This is a genomic window from Sphingopyxis sp. MG (genome assembly GCF_002953155.1).
In the GTDB taxonomy this organism is placed as follows: domain Bacteria; phylum Pseudomonadota; class Alphaproteobacteria; order Sphingomonadales; family Sphingomonadaceae; genus Sphingopyxis; species Sphingopyxis granuli.
Genome location: NZ_CP026381.1, coordinates 1,808,995 through 1,834,096 on the forward strand (window position 1 = coordinate 1,808,995; position 25,102 = coordinate 1,834,096).

Annotated in this window: 27 protein-coding genes; 2 read left to right on the top strand and 25 right to left on the bottom strand. The window is 67.6% G+C overall.

Annotated elements, in window-relative coordinates:
* Positions 1-12: 12 nt before the first annotated feature.
* The 4 genes from hslO to C3E99_RS08450 all read right to left on the bottom strand — a co-directional run bounded on the left by hslO (position 13) and on the right by C3E99_RS08450 (position 4,131).
* Positions 13-927, bottom strand: coding sequence for an Hsp33 family molecular chaperone HslO (hslO, locus tag C3E99_RS08435; RefSeq protein ID WP_104959690.1), 915 nt, complete (start codon positions 925-927; stop codon positions 13-15).
* Entirely contained in the window at positions 924-1,850 is a 927-nt protein-coding gene (gene argF, locus C3E99_RS08440) for an ornithine carbamoyltransferase (RefSeq protein WP_076075230.1), read from the bottom strand. Before argF ends, hslO begins: the two co-directional genes overlap by 4 nt.
* Positions 1,847-3,034, bottom strand: coding sequence for an aspartate aminotransferase family protein (locus C3E99_RS08445; RefSeq protein ID WP_076075229.1), 1,188 nt, complete (start codon positions 3,032-3,034; stop codon positions 1,847-1,849). The genes argF and C3E99_RS08445 overlap by 4 nt, the downstream gene beginning before the upstream one ends.
* Before the next feature lie 110 nt (positions 3,035-3,144).
* Positions 3,145-4,131, bottom strand: a complete 987-nt coding sequence (locus C3E99_RS08450; protein ID WP_076075227.1) for an LLM class flavin-dependent oxidoreductase — start codon at positions 4,129-4,131, stop codon at positions 3,145-3,147.
* A 243-nt stretch (positions 4,132-4,374) separates the two neighbouring features.
* On the opposite strand from C3E99_RS08450, the gene C3E99_RS08455 reads away from it, so the two are divergent.
* Positions 4,375-5,391 carry an aldo/keto reductase gene (locus C3E99_RS08455; protein ID WP_076075226.1) on the top strand — a complete coding sequence of 339 codons (1,017 nt, stop codon included), beginning with the start codon at positions 4,375-4,377 and terminating at the stop codon, positions 5,389-5,391.
* A 111-nt stretch (positions 5,392-5,502) separates the two neighbouring features.
* Here C3E99_RS08455 and C3E99_RS08460 read toward each other — a convergent pair whose 3' ends face one another.
* The 8 genes from C3E99_RS08460 to glmU all read right to left on the bottom strand — a co-directional run bounded on the left by C3E99_RS08460 (position 5,503) and on the right by glmU (position 12,154).
* The gene (locus C3E99_RS08460; RefSeq protein WP_076075224.1) at positions 5,503-6,372 is read right to left on the bottom strand and encodes a dienelactone hydrolase family protein; all 870 of its coding nucleotides are present in this window, start codon (positions 6,370-6,372) and stop codon (positions 5,503-5,505) included.
* A gap of 217 nt (positions 6,373-6,589) precedes the next feature.
* Positions 6,590-7,246, bottom strand: a complete 657-nt coding sequence (locus C3E99_RS08465) for an HAD family hydrolase (RefSeq protein WP_158682217.1) — start codon at positions 7,244-7,246, stop codon at positions 6,590-6,592.
* Positions 7,239-7,787: an STM3941 family protein gene (locus C3E99_RS08470; protein ID WP_104959692.1), complete on the bottom strand. Its 549-nt coding sequence runs from the start codon at positions 7,785-7,787 to the stop codon at positions 7,239-7,241. The genes C3E99_RS08465 and C3E99_RS08470 overlap by 8 nt, the downstream gene beginning before the upstream one ends.
* A complete protein-coding gene (gene glmS, locus C3E99_RS08475; protein WP_076075220.1) occupies positions 7,784-9,607 on the bottom strand; it encodes a glutamine--fructose-6-phosphate transaminase (isomerizing) in 1,824 nt (607 codons plus the stop codon). Before glmS ends, C3E99_RS08470 begins: the two co-directional genes overlap by 4 nt.
* A gap of 14 nt (positions 9,608-9,621) precedes the next feature.
* On the bottom strand, positions 9,622-9,999 hold the full coding sequence (locus C3E99_RS08480) for a type II toxin-antitoxin system VapC family toxin (RefSeq protein WP_067106948.1): 378 nt from the start codon (positions 9,997-9,999) through the stop codon (positions 9,622-9,624).
* Positions 9,996-10,424: a ribbon-helix-helix domain-containing protein gene (locus C3E99_RS08485; protein ID WP_083675079.1), complete on the bottom strand. Its 429-nt coding sequence runs from the start codon at positions 10,422-10,424 to the stop codon at positions 9,996-9,998. Before C3E99_RS08485 ends, C3E99_RS08480 begins: the two co-directional genes overlap by 4 nt.
* A 30-nt stretch (positions 10,425-10,454) precedes the next feature.
* Complete coding sequence (locus C3E99_RS08490) at positions 10,455-10,778, bottom strand: hypothetical protein (protein WP_076075218.1); 324 nt, start codon at positions 10,776-10,778, stop codon at positions 10,455-10,457.
* Complete coding sequence (glmU, locus tag C3E99_RS08495) at positions 10,775-12,154, bottom strand: bifunctional UDP-N-acetylglucosamine diphosphorylase/glucosamine-1-phosphate N-acetyltransferase GlmU (protein ID WP_076075215.1); 1,380 nt, start codon at positions 12,152-12,154, stop codon at positions 10,775-10,777. The genes C3E99_RS08490 and glmU overlap by 4 nt, the downstream gene beginning before the upstream one ends.
* Before the next feature lie 48 nt (positions 12,155-12,202).
* On the opposite strand from glmU, the gene C3E99_RS08500 reads away from it, so the two are divergent.
* A complete protein-coding gene (locus C3E99_RS08500) occupies positions 12,203-12,874 on the top strand; it encodes an HAD-IA family hydrolase (RefSeq protein ID WP_076075213.1) in 672 nt (223 codons plus the stop codon).
* A gap of 13 nt (positions 12,875-12,887) precedes the next feature.
* Here C3E99_RS08500 and C3E99_RS08505 read toward each other — a convergent pair whose 3' ends face one another.
* The 13 genes from C3E99_RS08505 to C3E99_RS08565 form a co-directional block, all read right to left on the bottom strand.
* Positions 12,888-13,904 (bottom strand): nucleotidyltransferase domain-containing protein, encoded by a 1,017-nt coding sequence (locus C3E99_RS08505; RefSeq protein ID WP_083675211.1) that lies wholly within the window; start codon positions 13,902-13,904, stop codon positions 12,888-12,890.
* Entirely contained in the window at positions 13,901-14,767 is an 867-nt protein-coding gene (locus C3E99_RS08510) for an HprK-related kinase A (protein ID WP_076075210.1), read from the bottom strand. Before C3E99_RS08510 ends, C3E99_RS08505 begins: the two co-directional genes overlap by 4 nt.
* Positions 14,764-15,045: an HPr-rel-A system PqqD family peptide chaperone gene (locus tag C3E99_RS08515; protein WP_083675078.1), complete on the bottom strand. Its 282-nt coding sequence runs from the start codon at positions 15,043-15,045 to the stop codon at positions 14,764-14,766. Before C3E99_RS08515 ends, C3E99_RS08510 begins: the two co-directional genes overlap by 4 nt.
* On the bottom strand, positions 15,038-15,484 hold the full coding sequence (locus C3E99_RS08520; protein ID WP_076075203.1) for a MarR family winged helix-turn-helix transcriptional regulator: 447 nt from the start codon (positions 15,482-15,484) through the stop codon (positions 15,038-15,040). The genes C3E99_RS08515 and C3E99_RS08520 overlap by 8 nt, the downstream gene beginning before the upstream one ends.
* Positions 15,485-15,538: 54 nt before the next feature.
* Positions 15,539-17,587, bottom strand: coding sequence for a TonB-dependent receptor (locus tag C3E99_RS08525; RefSeq protein ID WP_076075201.1), 2,049 nt, complete (start codon positions 17,585-17,587; stop codon positions 15,539-15,541).
* Positions 17,584-18,216, bottom strand: coding sequence for a maleylacetoacetate isomerase (gene maiA, locus C3E99_RS08530; RefSeq protein ID WP_076075198.1), 633 nt, complete (start codon positions 18,214-18,216; stop codon positions 17,584-17,586). Before maiA ends, C3E99_RS08525 begins: the two co-directional genes overlap by 4 nt.
* Positions 18,217-18,288: 72 nt before the next feature.
* Positions 18,289-19,311 (bottom strand): SO2930 family diheme c-type cytochrome, encoded by a 1,023-nt coding sequence (locus C3E99_RS08535; RefSeq protein ID WP_076075196.1) that lies wholly within the window; start codon positions 19,309-19,311, stop codon positions 18,289-18,291.
* Positions 19,308-20,528 (bottom strand): parallel beta-helix domain-containing protein, encoded by a 1,221-nt coding sequence (locus C3E99_RS08540; RefSeq protein ID WP_076075193.1) that lies wholly within the window; start codon positions 20,526-20,528, stop codon positions 19,308-19,310. The genes C3E99_RS08535 and C3E99_RS08540 overlap by 4 nt, the downstream gene beginning before the upstream one ends.
* Before the next feature lie 70 nt (positions 20,529-20,598).
* A complete protein-coding gene (locus C3E99_RS08545; RefSeq protein WP_076075189.1) occupies positions 20,599-21,642 on the bottom strand; it encodes an acyltransferase family protein in 1,044 nt (347 codons plus the stop codon).
* On the bottom strand, positions 21,639-22,337 hold the full coding sequence (locus tag C3E99_RS08550; protein ID WP_076075187.1) for a GDSL-type esterase/lipase family protein: 699 nt from the start codon (positions 22,335-22,337) through the stop codon (positions 21,639-21,641). The genes C3E99_RS08545 and C3E99_RS08550 overlap by 4 nt, the downstream gene beginning before the upstream one ends.
* A gap of 190 nt (positions 22,338-22,527) precedes the next feature.
* The gene (locus C3E99_RS08555) at positions 22,528-23,226 is read right to left on the bottom strand and encodes an aspartate/glutamate racemase family protein (RefSeq protein ID WP_067106984.1); all 699 of its coding nucleotides are present in this window, start codon (positions 23,224-23,226) and stop codon (positions 22,528-22,530) included.
* Between the two features lie 98 nt (positions 23,227-23,324).
* The gene (locus C3E99_RS08560; protein WP_076075184.1) at positions 23,325-24,749 is read right to left on the bottom strand and encodes an NAD(P)(+) transhydrogenase (Re/Si-specific) subunit beta; all 1,425 of its coding nucleotides are present in this window, start codon (positions 24,747-24,749) and stop codon (positions 23,325-23,327) included.
* A 62-nt stretch (positions 24,750-24,811) separates the two neighbouring features.
* A complete protein-coding gene (locus tag C3E99_RS08565) occupies positions 24,812-25,093 on the bottom strand; it encodes a proton-translocating transhydrogenase family protein (RefSeq protein ID WP_067106989.1) in 282 nt (93 codons plus the stop codon).
* Positions 25,094-25,102 lie beyond the last annotated feature (9 nt).

Below are 25,102 nucleotides of genomic sequence, written 5' to 3' on the forward strand. Positions count from 1 at the left end.
GACCGCACCGGCTCAATCGCGCGCCGCGATGTCGTCGAGCGCGATCGGGAAGATGCGCGAGCAGAAGGCGCAATCGACCGGGATCACGCCCCCTTCGTCGGCCATCTCGCGCCGCTCGGCTTCGGGAAACTGCGCCAGCACCCCGGAAAAATGCTCGATGCTGCACCGGCACCCGCGCGACACCATCGTGCCCGGTTCCACGCGCACCTCATCCTCGTGATAGAGGCGCCATGCCAGCGTTTCGAGCGAGGTCGCGGGGTCGGTCAGCTCCTCGTCTCTCAGCGTCGCCGCGATGGTGCGGGCATGCTCCCATTCGGGATGCTCGCGCCGCAGGTGCAGCCGGTCGCGCCCCGCCTCGCCCTCGGGCAGATGCTGGAGCAGCAGGCCGCCCGCGAGGCAGCCCGCCTCCGGATCGCGCCGGGCCGCGAGGCGGATCAGGCTCGGGATCTGTTCGGACTGCTCGAAATAATGCTCCGCGGCCTCCCCGATCGACGCGCCTTCGAGCGGAACGATGCCCTGATAGCGCTCGCCGGTCACCGCATGGTCGAAGGTGATCGCGAGAAAGCCTTCGCCGAACAGCGCGAACAGGCTCGGATCCGGGCCGATTCCCGCCAGCCGCTCGGCATCGAACTTCATATATCCGCGCAGCTCGCCGCCACGATAATCGCAAACCAGCAGCTCAACCGCCCCCCCCCCCGTCTGCGCCTGCAAGGTAAGCTGGCTTCGCTCGTCCTTGAGCGTCGAGCCGAGCAGCACCGTCAGCGCCAGCGCCTCGGCCAGCAGCCTTTCGGCCACCGGCGGATAGTCGTGCGCCGCCATGATCCGGTTGAGCGTCGGGCCGAGCCGCACCAGCCGCCCGCGCACATGGCGGTCGGCGATGGTGAAGACCAGCGGCTGGTCGAACCAGCTTTCCGGCGCCTCGCTCATAGGTGGCCGAGCGCCCACAGCAGCACCGATTTCTGGGCGTGGACGCGGTTTTCCGCCTCGTCCCACACGCGCGATTGCGGGCCGTCGATCACGGCGTCGACGACTTCCTCGCCGCGATGCGCGGGCAGGCAATGCAGGAACAGCGCGTCCGCCTTCGCCTCCTCCATCAGTCGCTCGTCGACCTGGAAGGGCGCCATCGCGGCGAGTTTGTTATGCGCATGCGCCTGCCCCATCGACACCCAGGTGTCGGTGACGACGACATCGGCACCCGCCGCCGCCTCGCGCGCGTCGCAAAAGAGGTCGATGCGGACGCCGCGCGCCCGCGCCGCCTCGACGAAGCCTGGATCGGGCTCATAGCCCTGTGGGCAGCCGGCGCGGATATGGAAACCGAACAGCCCCGCCGCTTCGATCAGCGACGACAGGACATTGTTGCCGTCGCCCAGCCATGCGAGTTCGAGCCCCGGCAGGGCCTTGCCATGTTCGACGAGCGTCAGCAGGTCGGCCACGATCTGGCAGGGATGCGACAGGTCGGTCAGCCCGTTGATCACCGGCACCGATGCATGCGCCGCCATGTCCTCGACCTTGGCATGATCGTCGGTGCGGATCATGATCGCATCGGCATAGCGCGACAGCACCCGCGCGGTATCGGCGATCGTCTCGCCGCGCCCGAGCTGCATCGACCCCGCGTCCATGACCATCGCCGAACCGCCGAGCTGGCGGATCGCGATGTCGAAGGAGGCGCGGGTGCGGGTCGAGTTCTTTTCGAAGATCATCGCGAGCACATGGCCGGCGAGCGGCGCATCGGCGTCGGGCTTGCCCTTGGGCCAGCCGGCGCGCGCCGCCTTGCGGTCGATCGCATCGGCCAGCATCGCCGCGATCGCGTCGCCGCCGGCGTCGGACAGGTTCAGGAAATGCCGCATCAGCTTTCCGGCGGCGTATAGCTCGCCGCCCCCGCCGACAGTTTTTCGATGAATTCGTCGATATGATGCTGTTCGATGTTGAGCGGCGGCAGGACGCGCACGACATTGTCGCCCGCCGCCACGGTCAGCAGCCCGTGGTTGTCGCGCAGGTGCGCGACGAAGGCCCGGCTTTCCACCTTGAGCTTGACCCCGAGCATCAGCCCCATGCCGCGGACGCTTTCGAACAGGTCGTCGTGGTTCGGGATCATCTGTTCGAGCGCGCCGCGCAGGCGCTCGCCGGTCGCCTTGACCTGATCGAGGAACCCTTCCTCGAGGATCACGTCGAACACCGCCTGTCCCGCCGCCATCGCCAGCGGGTTGCCGCCATAGGTCGAACCGTGCGTGCCGAACGTCATGCCGCGCGCCGCCTTTTCGGCCGCCAGGCAGGCGCCCATCGGGAAGCCGCCGCCGATCCCCTTGGCGCTCGCCAATATGTCGGGCGCGACGTCATATTGCTCATAGGCATAGAGTGTGCCGGTGCGCGCGACGCCACACTGGACCTCGTCGAAGATCAGCATCAGATCGCGTTCGTTGCAGATGTCGCGCAACCCCTGCAGAAAAGGCTGTGACGCGGGGCGGATGCCGCCCTCGCCCTGCACCGGCTCGACCAGGAACCCCGCCGTATTGTCGTCGACGAGGTCGAGCGCGGCGTTGAGGTCGTCGAACGGCGCATAGGCAAAACCCGGAAGCAGCGGATCGAAGCCCTTGCGCAGTTTTTCCTGGTTCGTTGCGGAGATCGTGGCCAGCGTTCGTCCGTGGAAGGCATTGTTGAAGGTGATCAGGACATGCTTTTCGGCGTTGCCCGCGCTCGAATGATAGGCGCGCGCGGTCTTGATCGCGCATTCGACCGCCTCGGCGCCCGAATTGGTGAAGAAGACGGTGTCGGCGAACGTATTGTCGACAAGGCGCTGCGCAAACGCCTCGCCCTGCGGGCTCCCGTAAAGGTTCGATACATGCATCAGCGTCGCCGCCTGATCCTGGATCGCCTTGGTCAGGTGCGGGTGCCCGTGGCCGAGCAGGTTGACCGCGATGCCGCTGGCGAAATCCAGATAGCGCTCGCCTCGCTCGCCGATCAGATAGGCGCCTTCGCCGCGCACCGGACGCACACCGCACCGGGGGTAAACGGGCATCAGCGGCGTGATCGACATGGCACAGCACCTTTCCAGACAGATAAAAGGAAAAAGGCGACCGCATCCGGGCCGCCCTTGGTCGGGCGGCTCCTATACCGCCGCGGCGGGAGGCGCGTCAACACGGCGGGCTAAAGGCTCTTCGCCGCCTCCATCGCCAGCGCCAGCGAGCGCTTGCGCGCGTCATGGTCGTACATCGAGGATGCGACGATGACCTCGTCGGCACCGGTGCGCGCCACGAACGCCTTCAGCCCCGCCGCGACATCCTCGACCGTCCCGACCGCCGAGCATTGCAGCACATGGTCGAGGATCGCGCGCGCATTCGGCGGCAGGCTGTCCGTGTACCCCGCGCGCGGCGGCGGCATGCGACCCGGATTGCCGGTGCGCAGCGCCACGAACGCCTGCTGCTGCGACGAGGCGAGATATTCGGCCTCCTCGCGCGTGTCGGCCGCGAAGACGTTGAACGCCGCCATGGCATAGGGTTCGGAAAGCTGCGCCGACGGCTTGAACTGGCGGCGATAGAGCGCCAGGGCCTCGTCGAGCGCGTCGGGCGCGAAATGGCTGGCAAAGGCATAGGGCAGGCCCAGCATCGCCGCGAGTTGCGCGCCGAACAGGCTCGACCCCAATATCCACAGCGGGATGTGCGTTCCCTCTCCCGGCACCGCGCGGATACCGAGCCGTTCGTCGCCCGCGAGGAAGGCCTGCAACTCGACGACGTCCTGCGGGAACTGGCGCTCGTCGCTCGCAAGGTTGCGCCGCAGCGCCTGCGCGACGCGCTGGTCCGACCCCGGCGCACGGCCGAGCCCCAGGTCGACGCGGCCGGGAAACAGCGCCTCGAGCGTCCCGAACTGCTCAGCGATCACCATCGGCGCATGGTTCGGCAGCATGATGCCGCCCGCACCGATGCGGATCGTCCGCGTCGCATGGCCGATATGCGCCAGAACGACCGAGGTCGCGGCGCTCGCAATCCCCGCCATGCCGTGATGCTCGGCGACCCAATAGCGCGAATAGCCGAGTTCTTCCGCATGGCCGGCCAGATCGGCGGCGTTGGCGAGCGATTGCGCGACCGTCCCATTGTCGGTGACGGGGACGAGGTCGAGGAAGGCGAGTTTCAGCATCGGCCCTAATTGGGTGCCCGCCCCTCCGATTGCAACGTTGCGTTTCGCAACCTACAGCGTCGTCCGTCATATCCGAATTATCTTTCCCGTTCGTGTCGAGCGAAGTCGAGACACCCAACGACAGAGCGCAAGGTCGATAGGTGTCTCGACTTCGCTCGACACGAACGGAAGAGGGGTGGCACCAAATTAATGTCCGACGTTCCAAGTCGCCTCGGCCCCGAACAATGATGGAGACCCCAGCCCATGAAGACCCGCCGCCTCGGCCAGAGCGCCATCCACGTCACCGACATCTGCATGGGCACGATGACCTTCGGCAGCCAGGCCGACGAAGCGACCGCGTTCCGGGTACTCGACCGCTGCTTCGAGGCGGGCATCAATTTCTTCGACACGGCAGAGGGATATCCGGTGCCGCCCGACATCAAATGGGTCGGCCGCACCGAGGAGATCGTCGGCCGCTGGATGAAGACGAAGCCGCGCGACGCGATCATTCTCGCGACCAAGGTGTCCGGGCCGAGCCACGTCTGGTTCAAATCGCCGTGCCGCGGCGGCACCACCGCGCTCGACCGTCACCATATCCGCGCGGCGATCGAGGGCAGCCTGACGCGGCTCCAGACCGACTATATCGACCTCTACCAGACGCACTGGCCCGATCATGACGCCCCTTATGACGAGATGATGGACGCGCTCGACGAACTGGTGCGCGAGGGCAAGGTGCGCATCCTCGGCTGTTCGAACGAGACGAGTTGGGGCCTGATGAAGGCGCTCGCGGCGTCCGAGCGGCTGGGCGGCGCGCGCTATCATACGATCCAGAACAATTTCAGCCTCAACAACCGCCGCTTCGAGGACGAGCTCGCGCAGGTCTGCCGACAGGAAGGCGTCAGCCTGATCCCCTATTCGCCGCTCGCCGGCGGCGTGCTGTCGGGGAAATATCAGGACGGTGCACGGCCGGAGGGCGCGCGCTTCTCGCGCTATCTGGCGATGGAGGGCCGGCAGGCCGCGATGGGGCGGCGTTTCGTGAACGACCGGAGTCTCGCCGCGACCGAACGCTACCTCGCCATCGCCGAAGAGGCGGGGCTGCATCCGGTGACGATGGCGACCGCCTGGTCGAAGCAGCATGATTTCGTCGCCTCGACGATCGTAGGCGTGAGCGCTTATGACCAGGTCGACCCGATCCTCGATGCGATCGACCTTGTGCTGGGTGACGATGTGATGAAGGCGCTGAACAAGGTCGGCAAGGACATCCTATACCCGATGGGGTAACCTCGTCATTGCGAGGAGCCGAAGGCGACGCGGCAATCCAGAGCTGGCGTAAACCCGCCCTGGATTGCTTCCCCCGGATCAGGTCCGGGGTCGCAATGCCGTGATCAAAAACTATAGCGCGGCCTTGAACAGTTCGAGCATCCGTCCCCACGCCTTCTCCGCCGCCGCTTCGTCATAGGCGCGGCCGTCGGGCGGGCACCAGCCGTGCATCGCGCCCTTGTAGACCTCGACCTCGTGCCATTGGGGGCGCGGATCGAGCACCGCGTTCAGCCGGACCTTTTCTTCCGGGTCCTTCTGATCGTCATTGTCGGCGATCGCGAACAGGAAGCCGGCCTGCGTTTCGGGAATCAGCAGATGCGGGCTGTCGGGCTTGTCGGTCCCGACCGAGGCGCCGTGGAAGCTGGCTGCTGCCTTGACGCGCCCCGGGTTCAGCGCCGCGGTGTAGATGACCATCGGCCCACCCATGCAATAGCCCGCGGTGCCGATGCCCCGCCCCGTATCGACCTCGGCCTGCGCATCGAGAAAGGCGAGATGCGCCTTCGCATCCGTTTGCACCGTCGCACGATCGAACCGTCTCAGATAGCCGAACAGCGCGTCGCGCACGCCGGGGTCGTCGAAATCATGGCCGGGATAGACGACCGGCGCCTTGGCCCAGCGATAGAAGGGATTCACGCACAGCACCGCATAGCCTTCGCCCGCCAATCGGTCGGCCATCTGGCGAAAAGCCGGGCGCAGGCCGCGAATGTCGGGCCAGATCAGCACGCCCGGATGCCGGCCCTCTCCGGGCGCGGTAAAATAGGCATCGGCGGTGCCGTCGTCGGTCGCAATCGTCACGTCGCGCCCCTTCACGGACCCCGCGGCACAGGCGGCCGCCGGCAGCATCGAGGCCACCGCTCCCGCCCCGATCAGGGCGCCGAACGCGCGCCGCCGGACGGGAAGCCCGGCGCGGTCGAGATCGGCTTCGGTGAATTCGTCGCACATGGCTCTCTCCTCTTCCCTCTCTCTTCCCCGGCGCCGATACGCGCCGGAGCGCCAAAGGCTGCGGCCGCGTAAAGCGATTCTCCGAAAGGCGCGAAAAACTGCGCAACTTCGCTCTGAAATCGCGTGGCGGAGGCCAATGGTTACACGGGCAGCTAAGCACGGCCACGGATAATAGGAAAGGGTGGTGCGAATACCCTCCCCCCGAAGGGAGCAGGCATCAGGCGTGCAACAGCACCTCGTCATAGCCATGCGCGACATGATGCACGCCCACGCCGCGCAGCACGTCCCCGTGCGCCGCGCGGTCGAGGATATGGCCGCCGCCGCAGAAGCCGATCACCGTCATCCCCGCCGCGAGCGCCGCCCGCGCACCGGTCGGCGAATCCTCGATTGCGAGGCAGGCCGCGGGATCTATGCCCAGCCCGTTCGCGGCGGCGAGATAGATGTCGGGATGCGGCTTGCCGCGGGCCCAGCCGTCGGCGCTGTAGACGTGGTGTCCGAAATGGCGCGCGAGTCCGAAGCGATCGAGCGACGCGGCGATATAGGCGGGGCTGCTCGACGAAGCGATAGCGCGCGGCAGGCAGCCCAGCGATTCGAGGAATTCGGGCGCCCCCGGCACCGGCGCGAAACCTTCGGCAAAACGCTTCTGCGCCCGCTCGCGATGCCTCTCGCGGAAATCGTGCGGCAACGGCCGCCCGAGCCGCACGACGATCCGGCGCTCGGTCTCCTGCCAATTATGCCCGCAATAGTCGCGCAGGCATTCTTCATAGGTCGTTGGCAGCCCGATGGCGGTCAGGCTTTCGGCAAGCGTCCGGTTCGCGCGCACCTCGCTGTCGGCGATGACGCCGTCGAAATCGAAGATGACGGCGCTATACACGGTGGCGTCCGAAGCCCTCCAAGGCCAATGGTGGGGAAGCGGGGCGACGGCATGCGCCGCGATAATATTCGATCGCGGCCCAAGCCTCGTCGAACCCGCGATCCAGCCCGGTCAGATTAACGGTGATGTCACCGCCGGTGAGCATTCGGTTCGCTCCCGCCATCTTTCCGGTGAAATTGGTCGACGGATATCGATCCGGCCGGACGAGGCGGAGAACGATGAACCTCTGACGCCGGAACTGCCAGACGGAAATCTCGACGATCTCCTCCCACGGAATCGTCTGTTCGGACCATTGGCGATAATAGAGGCCACTGGACGAAATTCTGATCTGGTCGCGATTGTCGAACAACCGCGTGAATATCAGAATTGAGCAGGCACCGAAAAACAGGACCGACAGCCAGCCGATCCATTCCACGCCCGGCTTGAGCGGTTGCCTCGCGATCCCCGCCAGCCAGATGCCGAGGACGACAAACGCGACGCCCCCCAAGAGCAGCAGCAGGAGCCGCCATCGCGAATTGCGGGCGACGAAAACTCCCGTCACTCCACCGTGACCGATTTCGCCAGATTACGCGGCTGGTCCACGTCCGTCCCCTTGGCGACCGCGACGTGATAGGCCAGCAATTGCACCGGCACGGCGTAGACGAGCGGTGCGATCAGCGGGTGGACCTTGGGCATCTCGATCGTCGCCATGCAGCCCTCGCCCGCTTCGGCCAGGCCTTCGGCGTCACTGATCAGCACGACCTTGCCGCCGCGCGCCATCACCTCCTGCATGTTGCTGACGGTCTTTTCGAACAGCGGGCCGGAGGGGGCGAGGACGATCACCGGCACCGCTTCGTCGATGAGCGCGATAGGCCCGTGCTTCATCTCGCCCGAGGCATAGCCTTCGGCGTGGATATAGCTGATTTCCTTGAGCTTGAGCGCGCCCTCGAGCGCGAGCGGATAGTCAGGGCCGCGGCCGAGGTAGAGCACGTCGCGCGCCGGCGCGACGAGCGGCGCCATTTCTGCGATCTCCTCGTCGTGGGCGAGCGCGGCGTTGAGCGCGGCGGGCGCCTCGATCAGATGCCGGACGATCTCGCGTTCCTGCGCAGCGTCGAGCTTCCCCTTGCGCAGCGCGAGATGCGCCGCGAGCGCGGCAAGCACCGCGAGCTGGCAGGTGAAGGCCTTGGTCGACGCGACCCCGATCTCCGGCCCCGCATGGGTCGGGAGGAGCAGGTCTGCCTCGCGCGCCATGCTGCTGGTCGGGACGTTGACGACGACCGCGATCGTCTGCCCCTGCGCCTTGCAATGGCGCAGCGCCGCGAGCGTGTCGGCTGTCTCGCCCGACTGCGAGATGAAGAGCGCGAGCCCGCCGGGCTGGAGCACCGGGTCGCGATAGCGAAACTCCGACGCGACATCGATGTCGACGGGCACACGCGCGAACTGCTCGAACCAGTATTTGGCGACCATGCCGGCGTAGAAGCTGGTGCCGCAGGCGACGATGGTGATGCGGTCGATCCGCGACAGGTCGAAATCCATCTGCGGCAGCGCCACCGTCTGTTCGAGCGGGCGGATATAGGAAGCGAGCGTCTGCGCGACGACGGTCGGCTGCTCGAAAATCTCCTTTTGCATGAAGTGGCGGTAGTTGCCCTTCTCGATCGCCGTCGCGGTGACGCCCGATGTGGTGATGTCGCGCTCGACGGGGTTGTTGTCGCGGTCGAAAATCCGCGCGCCGTCGCGCGTGATGACGACCCAGTCGCCTTCCTCCAGATAGGCGATCTTCTGCGTGAGCGGCGCCAGCGCCAGCGCGTCGGAACCGAGATAGGTCTCGCCGTCGCCATAGCCGACGACGAGCGGCGAGCCGAGCCGCGCGCCGATCAGCAGGTCGGGATGGTTGCGGAATGCGATGGCGAGCGCGAAGGCGCCGCGCAGTTCGGGGAGCACCGCCTTCACCGCCTCTTCGGGCGATTGCCCCGCCTCGATCCGCTCGGAGACCAGATGCGCGACGACCTCGGTATCGGTATCGCTCTCGAAGCGGCGCCCGCGCGCGGTCAGCGCCTCGCGCAGCGGCCGGAAATTCTCGATGATGCCGTTGTGGACGAGCGCCACCTCGCCCGTCGCGTGCGGGTGGGCGTTGTTCGTCGTCGGCGCGCCGTGCGTCGCCCAGCGTGTGTGGGCGATGCCGACGGTCCCCGGCGCCGGATGCGCGGCCAGTTCCTTGACGAGTCCGCCCAGCTTGCCTTCGGCCCGGCGGCGGATCAGTTCGCCGCCCTCGACCGTGCAGACGCCCGCCGAGTCATAACCGCGATATTCCATCCGCCTGAGTCCGTCGACAAGGCGGTCCGCCACGGGGGCCTTGCCAATAATTCCGATGATTCCGCACATGGGCGACAGTCTTTCTATAGGGTGTAGGGGACACGGATGCCCGGCATCGCCGCCGGAAAATCCTTTATATTTCGCGTGACCAGAACACGACCGCGCGTAAGCGCGGTCGCCAGTATGATCGCATCCATGGCTTTGAGCCGAAACCGCTCACGCCGCAGCGCAGCGGCGCGCTCCCCGATTTCGGCGTCGATTTCATCAACCCCGAAACCGGACAGCAGGATTTCCGCGCGCCGCAGACCGTCGCCCTCGCCTTTGGACATGACCTCGATCCACACCGCCCGGCTGATCCAGACCCGCCCCCTTTGCGCGGCGCGTTCCAACTCGGCGCGCGCCTGGGGAAACCCGCGCAGCAAGTCGATGACGATATTGCTGTCGAAAGCAAAGCCGCTCACTTCTTCGCGCGCTTCTTCGGTTTCGCTTTGGTGCCCAGCCGGGTCTGCATCGCCTTTGCCGGATCGGGATGGGTTTCGCCGGGCTTTATTCCCTGTTCGGCCAGCCAGGCTGTGTGAATTTCATATTCGCGATCATCCTGCTCGTCGAACAGATCGGGAAATTCCGCCCGCACTTCCGGATAATCCGGGTCCCAAGGTCGTGTCGATCCGGCGCGCTCACGCCGCTGCCACTCAACGGCGTCGCCGATGTCGGTCCGATCCTTCCACGCCCCGAAACCGGCCTCGATCCAGTCCAGCGGCGTTTGCGGTCGATAAGCCGCCACCGCTTCGCGCAGGATCGCCGCGCGGGACTTCCCCTGCTCGACAGCAAGCTGGTCGAGCCATTTGATATCCTCATCAGGCAAATCGGCGAGTATGCGAGTCATGATATACTGATATCATATCATGATATCATGTCAACCCTGCGCTCCGCCGCCCATGGTCCGGTCGACGAAAATCATCGCGAACTGCACGGGGTCGGCCGCCTCGCCGTTTCCCGCCTCGAAGCGCGCCTTGCCGTCGGTCCATATCTTGCGGATCTGCGCCGGAAGCTCGGGGGTGAAGTTCATCTGCTTCGCGACGATCTCCGGCCAGCGGCCGGTGGTGTTGAAACTCTGATGAAGCTGCGGCTCCATCGCGGTGCAATAGGCTTCGGTCGCCTGGTCGAGGTGGCCGATCGCCTTCAGCACCCAGGCGTCGACGAAGCGCAGGAAGGGCTTGTTCTCGTACCGGTCGCTCATGTTTTCTGCTCCGCCGCCTTCTTCTTGCGCATCGCGTCGTGGAAGCGGTCGGCCCAGCCGGGCTTGACCGACTGTTCGGCGCGCACCAAGCGCAGTTCACCGTCACCGACGTCACGCGTCACCGTGCTGCCCGCACCGACGATCGCGTCGGCACCAACCCGCACCGGCGCGACCAGCGCGCTGTTCGATCCGATAAAGGCGCGCTCGCCGATCTCGGTACGATATTTGAAATAGCCGTCATAGTTGCAGGTGATCGTGCCCGCGCCGATATTGGCCCCCGCGCCGACCGTCGCATCGCCCAGATAGGTCAGATGATTCGCCTTGGCGCCCTTGCCCAGATGCGTCTTCTTGGTCTCAACAAAATTGCCGATCTTCGCCTTTTCGTCGAGCACGGTTCCGGGGCGCAGCCGTGCGAACGGCCCGACCTCGCAGCCCGCGCCGATCTCCGCGCCCTCGATATGACTGAAGCCGCGGATCGTCGCGCCGTCGGCGATCCGCACGCCGGGGCCGAAGAAGACATTGGGTTCGACCGTCACGTCGCGGCCGATTTCGGTATCCCACGAGAACCAGACGGTGTCGGGCGCCTTGAGCGACACGCCAGCCGCCATCGCCTCCTCCCGTTTGAACGCCTGCCACTGCGCCTCGGCGGCGGCGAGTTCGGCGCGGCTGTTGATGCCGGCGACTTCGTCGGCGCCGGTCTCGATCGCGACGACACGGGCTCCTTCGGCGATCGCGCCCGTCGCCACGTCGGGCAGATAATATTCGCCCTGCGCGTTGTCGTTGCCGACGGCGTCGAGAAGGCGCCACATATCGGGCGCACGCGCGACGATGACTCCCGAATTGCACAGATCGACCGCGCGCTCCTCGGCGGTGGCGTCCTTATATTCGACCATCTTGCGGACCGTTCCGTCGGCATCGGCGATGATGCGTCCATAGGCCGCGGCATCGGCGGGCCGGAACCCGAGCACCGCGACCCGCGCGCCCGCGTCGAGCGCCGCGCACAAGCGCAGCACGGTATCGGCGGCCAGCATCGGACAATCGCCGAAACAGACGAGAATCATGCCGCCGAACCCGGAAAGCGCCTCACGCGCCTGTAGCGCCGCGTGCGCGGTCCCCAATTGGGGATCCTGAACGACCGTCACCGCACCGGTGCCGGCCAGCGCGGATTCGACCTGTTCGCGCTTGTCGCCGACGACGACCACGGTCGCCGCCGGGGCCAGCGCGGCAAAGCTGTCCATCAGGTGAAGCAGCATCGGCCGCCCCGCGATCGGGTGGAGCACCTTGTGAAGGTCGGACTTCATGCGGGTGCCCTTGCCGGCGGCAAGGATGACGGCGGCGACGGGCGGGAGGGAGGCGTTGCTCATGCGCCCCGCCATGCCAGCAAATCATTGCGGTTTCCAGACCGTCGCGCCATGGCAGCGCGCATGAGCGACTTTCCCTTTCGCATCGTCGGCTTCGATCTCGACGGCACGTTGATCGACACGCTGGCCGACCTGACCGCCGCGCTCAACCACGCGCTGGGCGTCGCGGGGCGGCCGCCGCAGGATGTCGCGGCGGTGCGGCCGATGGTCGGGCTGGGCGCGGCGCATATGCTCGAACAGGGACTCGCGGCGACCGGTGGCGTCCCCGCCGATGCCTCACCGCGCCTCTACGACGAATTGATCGCCTATTACCGGGCGCACATCGCGGTCCACAGCCGTCCCTTCCCCGGCCTGCTCGCGGCGCTCGACCGCCTCGACGCGCTCGGCGTCCGGACCGCGGTGATGACTAACAAGGCCGAAGACCTCGCACGCCAACTGCTCGGGGACCTGGGGCTCGCCGATCGCATGGCGACGATCATCGGCGGCGACACGCTGGGGCCCGGAAAGCGCAAGCCGTCGCCCGAACCGATCCGCGCGATGATCGAAGCATGCGGCGGCGGGCGCACCGCCTTTGTCGGCGACAGCATCTTCGACGTCATGGCGGCGCGCGGCGCGGGCGCGACCAGCGTCGCGGTCAGCTTCGGCTTCCTGCACCAGCCGGTCGAGGAACTGGGCGCCGATCATGTGATCGACGACTATGCCGAACTGGTGCCGCTGCTCGCCGGCATCCGATGAACAGGGACAGACCCTATTGATTGCGGCGCCACTTGGTCCACAGGTGCCGCGCGAGCAGGACCGGCGGCATGCGCATCCAGTGCGAGCGGATATAGAAGGCCTGCTGCAATAGAAAGTCGGTGGGGCGTCCCCAATCGTCGCGCGCGAGCAGGCGGCGCACATAGAGGCGGTCCGCCGCGCGCGGCTGGCTCCACCCGGCCGGAAGCGTCGCGCCGTAAAGCGCATGCGCCAGCCGCGCCGCGCGGGCGACCTCGGGCCCCAGTTCGTGTTTGTCCGCGCGCGCCGCGAGCCGGTCCCAGAAATCCGGATCGGCGGCCGCGAAATCGCGCGTCAGGCAGTGGAAATCCCACAGGTTGCGCAGACCGCCCTGCAGGTCGCCGTCGGCCAGCAAGTGCGCGGCGCAGTGACACACCATGTCGACCGGACACAGCACCGTGAAACCGTCCGCCGTGGCGACCGCCTCGCTGACCAGCACCAGCGGATCGGGCGTCCGGCGGTGCGTGCGCGGCAGGATGGTGTGGTGGACGTCGATCATGCGGTCGCGGCTGCGATGGATCATCGGCGGCAGTTCGTGCATATGCTCGCGATAATAGGCATCGTCATAGGGGTCCGACTTCACCCATTCCCACCCCGATTCGAGCAGTTCGTTCTCGACTCGTCCGACCTCGTGCCACGGGATCAATATGTCGAGGTCGCCGATCTGCCGCCCCTCGCTGCACGACAGCCCCGCCGCCGCATAGGCGGTACCCTTGAGCAGCACGAATTCGAGCCGTTCGGACGTCAGCGCCCGGCGCGCCATTTCGGCTTCCCACAATGCCTGGGCCTGCGCGACCGCGACGGCCGCGCGCTGGTCGGCAAAGAGCGCGGCGACCGGCGGCGGCAGCGGCGCATCGGCGAGCCGGCAGGCCAGCGTGCCCAGCAAGGCCTCTGCCCGCGCCACCGAGATCACCCCGTCCCACGCGCGCGGCGCCAGCGCCGCCGGGTCCTGCCGCCCGGCAAGCAACGCGACGAGATCGCGCACCGCGCTCACCGCGCCGCCTCCGCCCACAGCCGGTCGACGAGCGCCATGCCGGTGGCGCTGTCGGGATAGGAGACGGCAAAGGCCGGCGTCTCGCGCACCAGCCGCAGCAGCGCGGCAAAACCGGTTTCGCCGAGCGCGACATAGTTGGTCGAGGCTTCGGTCAGGCGCACGAAGGCCTCCCCCTCGCCCATCGGCTCGACCGCCGCCTCGCCGCCGAAGCGCGGGAAGAGGAGCAGCGCCGGGCGCACCGGATCGTGCATCGCCGCGACGGCGTCGGCACGCGGTATCAGGTGGCGGATGTCGCCCTTCGGGGTGCCCGCGAGCAACGGGCCGAGGCGCGCGCGATCGACCCGCGCCGCAACCTCGGCGATCGCCGCGTTCTTCAGGCTGACGGCGCGCGGGAACGCCAGCGCGTCGCCGCTCGCGGGATCGACCAGTGTGAATTCATCACCCATCAGCCGCCAACCGTCCTCGCCGAGCAGCGCCGCGAGCGTCGATTTGCCCGATCCCGATTCGCCCGACAGGATCGCCGCGCGTCCGTCCTTCGCCACCGCGCTCGCATGGAGCAGCAGGTGGCGGCGCCAGCCGAGCGCGACCTGCAGGTTCATCCCCATCTCCGCCGCGAGCAGCCCCATCGACAGGGGCAGCGGCAGCGCATCGGGAACGGTGAAGTCGCCGCCGATCTGCACCGATGGGCGCAGCCAGCGCCGCCACGGCCGCGCCGCGAACAGCCGCACGGTGGCGTCGGCAGGGCGGTCTTCGTCGCCGGGATAGCCGGCGTAGAGACGGTTCAGCGCGGCGATCGGCGCCGCCCAGTCGCTGCCGATGCGGAACTGCACCGGGCCGACCGCGAGGCGCGTTCCATATCTCACACCGGCGCCACCAGCCCCAGTTCCGCCAGTTCGACGAGCCGTTCGGCGACGAGCGCCTGCGCGCCGTCCGCGTCGCCGAGGTCGAATGCTGCTGCCAGCCGCGCGGCGACCGCGGCGGCGTTGCAGCCGTCGGCACCCATCGCCGCCAATATCTCAGGCATCGGCGAAACCACGATATGCGTCTGCGTCGAGCGCCGGTCGAAGATCAGGGTGAGGTCGCCGAGCGGTTCGACGCGCAGCGCGTCGGGAGGCGCGGCGCGATAGGTCCGATCAGCCATAATCTTCGGCGGCGGCGGTCAGCTTGGCGAGGATCGTCATCAGCGTCGCGCGCTCGGCGGCGCTGATATGCGATTCGAGCCGCGCCTCGGTCGCCAGCGCCGCGGGAACGATCGCATCGTAAAGCGAGCGGCCGGTCTCGGTCAGTTCCAGATGATGCGAGCGCCGGTCGGCCTCGTGCGCCTGCCGCGCGATCAGGTTGCGATCGGCGAGCGCCTTTGCCGCCCGGTTGACCGTCACCTTGTCCATCCGCGTCGCCGCGACCAGCTCGCGCTGCGTCTTGGGCCGCCCTTCGCCGAGCACGGCCATCAGCCGCCATTCGGGAATCTTGAGGCCGAACCGGCTCTGATATTCGGCCGCGATCCGGCTCGACAGCGAATTGGACGCGATCGACAGCCGATACGGCAGGAACTGGTCGAGGTTGAGGGTCTTGGGTGGCATGCCCTTTCTTATCGCCAAACCCGGCGCTGTGAAGGTCCGAAGTTACCGTGACGATCAGAAGTTGATGCGCGTGCCGATCCACAAGGTGCGCGGCGTCGCGCGCTCGACGATCCCCGAGGAGGAGATGGCGGCGGGCACCGGCTCGTCGAACAGATTCTCGCCGCGCGCCTCGATCCCGATCACGCCGGAAAGCCGCCACGACAGCCCGGCGTCGAGCGTCAGCGCGTCGCCCAGCCGCTGGAGGCCGAGGTCGTCCTCATTCTGCGCGCCGATATAGCGCAGTGTCGCAAAGCCGCCGAAGGGGCCGCCGCCATTGTCGCGCAGCGACAGGCTGGCGCCGTGCCTCGCGATCTGCGCCGGGCGCCGTCCGTCGAGCGCCGCGGCTGCTCCGGAAGCATCGACGCGCGCGTCGGTATAGGCCCAGGTTGCGCGCAGCACCGCGGGGCCGATCGCCTGCTCGGCGCTGACCTCGACCCCCTTGCTGTCGATTGCGTCGAGATTCTGCCGCTGGCTGTAAGTCGCCCCCGCCGCGACGAAGCCGACGCCGGGGAAATTGCCGGGACCGGTGGCGAGCGTGACGTTGGCGATCGCATTCGACAGCCGGTTCGCGAACAGCGTCGCCGACAGCTTCGTTCCACCGCCCTGCCAATCGGCGCCGACTTCGCCGCCCCACAATCGCTCGGGCTTCAACAGTTCGTTCGCAGCGGTCGCGTCGGCGCCGACGCGGAAGGGGCGATAGAGCTCGTTAAGCGTCGGCAGGCGCCAGCCGCGATAACCCGCGGCGCGCAGCGAAAAGCCGTTCGCGGTCCAGCGCAGCCCGATGCGCCCGCTGCCTTCCCATCCCTGTCGCGCCGCGAAGGTCGCATCGCTGATCGGCGGGCCGCCGAAATTATACTCGTGCCGATAGCCCGCCGCGAGCCACCAGCGGTCGAGGCGTCCGCTGACGGTCCACAGGAAAGCTTCGTGCGGATCGCCGGAGGTCCATTCGGCGAATGTGCCGAGCGTGTCGCTGCTGCCGCCCGCGACGCGATGGCGGCCGGGGACGAGGCCGGTGAAGAAATAATCCTCCTCGGTACGTCCGACGGTCCGACGCCAGTCGACGCCGACCCGCAGCGGATTGGCGTCGCCGATCGCCGGGCGCAATTCGACGCGCCCGCCGAGTCCGGTCGCGGGCACGCGCTGGAACAGCGCCGGCGCGACGCTGTTCCGATCCGCCGCGACGCTGGCGAAACCGCTGTCGAAATCGCGCTGCTGGACATAGGCGAGCGCCAGCCACTGGGTCGCGCCCGCCGGGTCGTGGACGAAGCGCAGGCTGGCATCGACCCCATCGATCCGGCTGGTGGTGAAATCGACGCCGCGGTCGCGCCGGTCGGAAAAGCCGCGCAGGCTCGCCTCGACCCGGCTGTCGGCGCCCGCGTCGAACCGCAGCCGCACGCCGAGCCCACCCTGCTCATAAGGCGCCGCCCGATCGACCGCGCCGCGCTGTCCCGCCGTTACGGGCACGAAGCCGTCGCCGCGGCTGTAGCGCCCGTCGATCGCGACCTGCCCGGCGCCGAGCCGCGCTCCGGCGCTGAGCGTCGCGTCCCAGCCGTCGCGGCTGCCGTGGGCGAAGCTCGCCTCGATGCCGTCCGCCATTTCGGAATAGAGGCCGATCGTGCCGGCGAGCGCGCCGGGCCCGTCGGCGCCGCTGCCGCCGCCGCGCGCGACGACGATGCCGCCGAGCCGGATCGCGTCATAGGCGCTCCACGCGACCCAGGCGCCGAAGGGGTCGGCCTGCGGCACGCCGTCGAGCGTCACCAGCGCGCGGCTCGACGCATTGCCGCCGAGCCCGCGCAGCGTCACGCCCTGGCTCGTCGGATGCGCGGTGCGTCCGTCGGAGCGCCGGAACTGGACGATCCCCGCCTCGTCGCGCAGCCGGTTTTCGATGCGCGAGCCGAGGCCGGGGTCGAGATCGCGCAGCACCGCCACGCCCTGCGCCCCGTCGCCCGGCGCCGGTCGCAGCAATCCCGCGCCGGTGACGACGATGTCCTGGTCGCCGGTCTCCTCGGCCAGCGCCGTCACCGGCAGCGCCAGCGCCGCGACCCCCGCGAGGAGCCGGATCATGCCGCCTTCACCGCGTCGGGGTGCGCCCGCTGGAACGCGTCCAGCCCCGTGCACGCCGCGTCGATGGCGACGAGCCGCGGATAGGCATCGAGCGGCACATCGAACCGCCGCGCATTGTACATTTGCGGCACCAGGCAGCAGTCGGCGATTCCGGGCGTTTCGCCGCCAAGATAGCGGCCGTCGCCCGCCATCGCCTCGAGCGCGTCGAAGCCCTCGATGATCCAGTGGCGATACCAGCGGTCCTTGGTCTGCTCGTTGAGCCCGAGGTCGCGCTTCAGATATTTGAGCACGCGCAGATTGTTGAGCGGGTGGATGTCGCAGGCGACGACCTGCGCCTGCGCGAGCGCGACCGCGCGCGGCATCGCGTCATCGGGGATCAGCCGCGGTTCGGGAAAGGCGCGGTCGAGCCAGTCGATGATCGCGAGGCTCTGGATGATCGTCTGCCCGTCGGCGACGAGCAGCGGCACGAAGCCCTGCGCATTCTGCGCGAGATAGGAGTCGCTCTTCTGCTCGCCCGCGATCAGGCTGATCTCGACGCGCTCATAGGCGAGTCCCTTCAGATTCAGCGCGATGCGGACGCGATAGCTGGCCGAGGAGCGGAAATAATCGTGGAGGACGAGCGAGGTCATGGCCCGACCTAGGGTCAGTTTGGCGCTCTTGGCAAGCATCCGGCGAAAAGCAGCGGACGGTATGTCCGGCCATCACTCGCCTTTCGGCATCTCCGCTATCCATTGCCGCAGCAGCGCCACGCCTTCCCTGTGCACGGTCGAGCGCCCGATCTCGGGCATCGCGATGCCGGGGTCGAGGCTTTCGAGGCGGTAGATGAGGAAGCTGTGGTCGGGATCGCCGGGCTTTATCGCGAACTCCATCCCGCCGCTGCCGCGTCCCGCGGCGGTCGGGCGCTTGCCGACGCCGTAATTGACGCCCACCGGGTCGGTCCAGCGCAGGAACAGCCCGCTGTTCGACGCGCTACCCTCGGGGTTGTGGCAATAGCTGCAATTGGCGTCGAGATAGGCGCGCGCGCGGTCATGGAGCGATCCGCTCGCCGGATCGTCCCAGCGCGGCATCGGCGCGACCGGCCGCGCCGGGCCGGTCAGGAACCGCGCGACATCGCCGCGCGCCGCCGCCGCGCCGAAATCGATGTTCGCCGCCTTCGGCCCGATCGGGACGATCGCGCCCGCCTTGCTGTGGCATTCCTTGCACTGATTCTTGTTGGGCACCGCGTACCGGATGCTGTGCGCCTCGCCGTCGGGGCTCCGGAACGTCACCGGAACCCGCCGCCCGGCCAGCGCCAGCGTCGCGTCCTTCCCATCGGCGTCCCAGATATAGGGCAGCGCCGCCCAGCCGTCCGCACGGTGGATCAGCAGCCGCGTCTCGAGCGGAGCGCCGCCCGCCCGGTCGGGCCAGCCGAAACTCTTGACGATCACGGTGCCGAGCGGAAAGGCGATCGCGCCATCGTCGGCCACCTCGGCATGCTGGCCCGGCGGGATCCAGATCAGCCGGTGCTTCTCGGCATAGTCGCTGAACAGCGGGGTGTGCAGCGTATAGGGCAGCAGACCGCCGACCGGCTCGCTGGTGCCGACGCGAAACAGGCCGAATTCGGACAGTTTGCGCGGCATCGTATCGCCGTCGATCACCGCCTGCTGCGGCCCCGGTTCGGACACCGCGACCGCGCCGCTCGCACACAGCAGCGCGGCGGCCAGCGCGGCGGCGACGCGCCTCACCGGACCTTCGCCTCCATCGCCGCGGGCAGCGTGATGCCGGGAAGCGGCGTCGGCGCCTCGCCTTTCAGGTCGGCGGGCGACGGCTTCGCCTCGCTCTGCGGCGTCGATACGTCGGGCAGGTTCAGCGACAGCACGGCGACGTCGTCGTTGACGATCGCGCTCCCCGCACCGTCCCACAGCACCGGGGGGATCGCGCCGCCCATCGCCGCCGCGATCTCCGCCCCGCCCGGAAACGCCGGTGCGAACCCGGCCTTGCCATGCTCGTTGTTCCACGCGGCGATGTCGCGGGGCAGCGGCTGATATTTGTCGTCCTGATAGGGATAGCGATAGCCGACGATCATCACATTGGCGGTGCCGTTGTTCTCGAACACATTGTCGAATATCTCGACCCGGCTGTTCGCCATCACCAGCACGCCGGTGCCGGTGGGGACGCTCGCGACGATATTGCCCTTCGGTGCGAAATTGGGGGTGCTGTTGTCGTTGACGACATTGTCGAAGACGCGGACATTGTGCCCACCCTGCTGCGGCAGGCTGGGCAGGTCGAAGACAAGGATGCCGCCGGTGTTCTTCGTCGCGACATTGTCGTGGACGTCGGCGTCGAAGCTGTTCTCGATCTCGATCCCCGCGACATTCTCGGTCGCGATCGAATCGCGCACGACGATATTGCGCGACTGGCCGACATAGATGCCCGCGTCCGACGCGCCGCGGACATAGACGCTGTCGATCAGCACGTCGCTGCTCTCGACCGGATAGATGCCATAGGCGCCGTTGGTCTCCTTCGGCCCCGCGGTCCATTCGACGCGCAGCCGGTGATAGACGATGCGGTCGGCGCCCTTCGACTTGATTCCGTCGCCCTTGGTGTTGAGCACCGCGAAATTCGTCAGATACACGTCGTCGGAAGTGACGAGCAGCCCCTCGCCCGCCCCCTGCTGGTCGGAGAAATCGAGGATCGAGCCGGTGCCCTCCTTCGTCCCCGCGCCGCGCAGCGTGACCTTGTCGACATCGAGCGAGAGCCCGTCGGTCAGCTTCCACACCCCGGCGCCCAGTTCGACGATGTCGCCGGGCTCGGCCAGGATCAGCGCTTCCTGCAAAGCCTCGTTGGCGTCGGGGCCGCCGGGCGCGACGGATATGGTCTTTGCCCCCGCGGGGAAGGCCGCGAGCATCGCCACGGCGGCGATCCCAAGGCCAAGGGCGTGCGGCAGCTGGTGGACTCGCATCTCTTTCTCCCATCCTCTCACGCCGATCATGGGACAATCGCGCGGCGCTGCCAAGCCCGGTGGCGGCGGATCAGCCGGACGGCGCCCGCGCGGCAAGCGGAGTGCGGACGCGCGCGGCCCACGCCGTCAGCCGGCGCTTCATCCACGCCGACACCGGGCGCTCCCAATAATGGGTCAGCAGATGCGCGAGCAGCAGCGCACAGCCCAGCGCGACCGCGAACGACACCCAGGGTCCGACCCCCAGCTCCTGCAGGTGCGCGATCAGCGCGTATCCGAGCATCTGGTGCGTCAGATAGAGCGCATAGGAAATGCCGCCGAGCCAGGTCAGCGGTCTCGCGAGGCGTCCGGGCTGCCAGCGGGTCAGGCAGGCGAAGCTCATCGCCAGCACGATCAGGCCGACGACGATCAGCCCGTGCCAGCCATCGTAAAGCGCCTCGACCAGCGGCGTCGCGGGCAGGATCGCCGCCTGCGCGAGCGAAAAGCCGCGCGTGCGCAGCAGGTAGAGTGCCAGACCGCAGCCGAACAGGTCGGCATATTGGTTGAGCATCAGCAACAGGTGCAGCGGATGCGGGATATAGGGCGCGGCGACCGAAAACAGCGCCGCCCCCGCCACCATGTAATGCGGCAGGATCGAAACGATCCGCGCGCCGCCGAGCCGCAGGGCGGTGAAGAGAAAGGCATAGAAACCCAGCTCATAGGCAAGGCTCCAGTAGACGCCGTCGACCGCCCCGACCCGCACGAAGGACTGCATCATCGTCAGGTTGATCAGGAATTCGCCCGCACTGACGCTGTAGGCAATCCAGTGCGACGAGGTCAGCACCGCGAAGGTCAGCAGGCAGGCGAGCCAATAGACGGGATAGAGCCGCGTGAAGCGCGAGATCAGGAATTGCGACGCACTGCTGCGTTCGAGCGACATCAGGATGACGAAGCCCGACACGACGAAGAACAGGTGGACGCCATAGCCGCCCGCTTCGAAGGCGATGGGGATCGGCCGCGCTGCCGGGGCGAAGCGCGGCAGGATGACGCTGTAGTGGAACAGCAGCACCGCGAGCGCGGCGAGGCCGCGCATGATGTCGAGGCTCTGGAGCCGGATTTTCGGCGCCTCACCGCTCATCGCGCCGCCACCGGCAGGCCGTTGATCGCAGCCGCCACCACCAGTCCGCCGGCACGGTTCAGGTGCAGGCCGTCGCCGCTGTCGTAGGCCGGCCGGAGTGCGCCGTCGGCACCGGCAAGCCCGGCGGTCACGTCGACGAAGCGGCAGCGCGCGCGGCACGCCTGCGCCAGCAGCGCATTGGTCCGCGCAATGGCGCGCTGCAGGTCGTGCCGGGGCGGCTTCGCTCCAACAGGTGCGATCGATACGAGCCGGATCGGAGTCGGGGCCGGGATGGCGGCCTCCGCCTGCTCGAACGCCGCGCGCACCGCTTCGGGGTCGCGGCCGCGCAGCAGGTCGTTAACGCCGGCCCACAGCACCACCGCCTTCGCCTCGCCCGGCTGGCGATAGTCGGCGATGCGCCGCGCGACGTCGCGCATCGTGTCGCCGCCCGCGGCGAAATTATAGGCGGGCATATCGAGCGCCGCGGTGTCGAGCCGCTGCAACTGGCTGTCGCCGGCCAGCAGCAACCGGCCCGGCGCCGCGTCGGCGTCGATGGCACGGAACAGGCGGTGGCTTTGCGCGCCATAGGCGCTCGGTTCGGGCTGGAGCCACGACGCGCGCCAGCGCTGCGCGTCGATCAGGTCGGGGCGCAGCAGCGCGAGCGCCACGATCCCGTGCAGGACCGCGATGTAGACAAGAGCCAGAGCAACCCGCACGCGTTCGAAACACCCCCACCCACAACCGGTCCCGATCGGCCCTGGAGTGCGTTCGGTTTTGATGGAATCAAAACCGGCACTCCAGATTCTTGTCTTGCCGCGTTTTCCGAGCCGTCAGGCGGTTCCGCCTGACTTGAAAACACTCTAGCGGTCCGGCCTTAAGAATCCGATACTGTCGCGCGGCGGCGGCCTACGGTTCGTCGCCCAGAATCCAGTCGATGCCGGCGGCGACGTGGATGCGCGTCGTGTCGTAGATCGGCAGCACATTGGCGTCGGGATCGACGAGCATGACCAGTTCGGTGCAGGCGAGCACCAGCGCCTGCACGTCCTGCTTCGCAATGTCGGTGATGATGGTGCGCATCGTCCGCCGCGAATCCTCGGTCACGCGGCCCTGCATCAGTTCGTCATAGATGATGCGGTCGACCGCGTCGGCGCTGTCCGCGTCATAGGGCGCGAGCGTCAGCCCGTGCCGCACCAGCCGCTGGCGGAACCACGGCTCGGTCATCACGTTGCGCGTGCCGATCACCGCCGCGGTCCGGATGCCGTCGGCGCGCATCTTCGCGCCCGTTTCGTCGACGATGTGGATCAGCGGGATGGCGATCGCCGCCGCGACCTCTTCGGCGACCTTGTGCATCGAATTGGCGGCGATCATCAGCGCCGTCGCTCCCGCCTTTTCCAGCCGCCGCGCCGAGGCGATCAGCACCTCCTGCGCGTGCGCCCACTGTTCGGGCGTCGTCAGCCGCGACAGGTCGCAATAGTTGAGGCTCTCCAACAGGATTGGCGCCGAACAGCTCGATCCGATGCGTTTCTGCAGTCCCTTGTTGAGGTGGCGATAATAGAGCTCGGTGGAGGCCCAGCTCATTCCACCGATCAGGCCGATCTTGCGCATCGTGAATATTGTCCCTCTTTCGTCATCCTGGCGACGCCGGGATCGATAACGGTTTCAAACCGATAACGATCCCGCTTTCGCCGCCGCGACGGTCGAGGTCAATGGCCGCTGCCGCTGAGCGCCTTGACGATATCGTCGGCCATCTTCTTCGCATCGCCGAGCAGCATCATCGTCTGGTCCATGTAGAAAACGTCGTTGTCGACCCCGGCATAGCCGACGCCGCCCATCGAGCGCTTGACGAACAGCACCGTCTTCGCCTTCTCGACGTCGAGCACCGGCATGCCGTAGATCGGCGACGTCTTGTCGGTCTTCGCCGCCGGGTTGGTCACGTCGTTGGCGCCGATGACGAAGGCGACGTCGCACTGGGCGAATTCGTTGTTGATGTCCTCCAGTTCGAACACCTCGTCATAGGGGACGTTCGCCTCGGCGAGCAGGACGTTCATGTGGCCCGGCATGCGCCCCGCGACCGGGTGGATCGCATATTTGACGTTGACGCCTTCCTTCTTGAGCAGGTCGGCCATCTCGCGCAGTGCGTGCTGCGCCTGCGCGACCGCCATGCCGTAGCCGGGGACGATGATGACATTGTCGGCCTGGCTCATCAGGAAGGCCGCGTCGTCGGCGCTGCCCGGCTTCCACGGCCGCTGTTCCTTCGCGGCGCCGCCCGCCGAGGAGGTGTCGGCGCCGAAGCCGCCGGCGATCACGCTGATGAAGCTGCGGTTCATCGCGCGGCACATGATGTAGGACAGGATCGCGCCCGACGAGCCGACGAGCGCGCCGGTGATGATCATCGCGGTGTTGCCGAGCGTGAAGCCCATCGCCGCCGCCGCCCAGCCCGAATAGCTGTTGAGCATCGAGACGACGACCGGCATGTCGGCGCCGCCGATCGGGATGATGAGCAGGAAGCCGATCAGGAAGCTCAGGCCCGTGATCGTCCAGAACACCCAGCCCGACTGGTCGGTCAGGAAATAGCCGATCAGGCCGAGGATCGCGGCGAGCGTGCCAAGGTTGATCAGATGGCGCAGCGGCAGCATGATCGGCGCGCCCGACATATTGCCGTTGAGCTTCAGGAAGGCGATCACCGATCCCGAAAAGGTGATCGCGCCGATCGCGACACCCAGCCCCATCTCGACCCGGCTGACGGTGAAGATTTGGCCCAGTTCGTCGGCGATGCCGAACGCGCCCGGGTTCAGATAGGCGGCGGCGGCCACCGCCACCGCGGCGAGGCCGACGAGGCTGTGGAACGCCGCGACGAGCTGCGGCATCGCGGTCATCGCGATCTTGCGCGCCATCACGATGCCGATGACGGCGCCGATCGCGATCGCGCCGAGCACCTCGACCGGGTTGGCGAGTTCGTGCGTCACCAGCGTGGTGACGACCGCGATCGTCATGCCCGCCATGCCGAAACGATTGCCGCGCCGTGCCGAAGCCGGCGACGACAGGCCGCGCAGCGCAAGGATGAAGAAGACCCCGGAAACCAGATAGGCCAGCGCCACCCAGGGATTGATCGGTGCGAGTTCGTGCATGCTAATTCCCCTGCCGAGCCGGCCGTCCCCGCCTCGTCATCAAATCCATGGATTGCAGCGCCTTAGCGCTCCTTCTTCTTGTACATCGCAAGCATGCGCCCGGTGACCGCGAAGCCGCCGAAGATATTGATGCTCGCCATCACCACCGCGGCAAGGCCCAGCCATTTCGACAGCGGCGATCCCGCCGCGGCGCTGGCGATCAGCGCGCCGACGATGATGACCGAGGAAATCGCGTTGGTGACGCTCATCAGCGGCGTGTGCAGCGCCGGCGTCACCGACCAGACCACGAAATAACCGACGAAGCAGGCCAGGATGAAAATCGAGAAAATCGCAATGAAATCCATGTTATATCT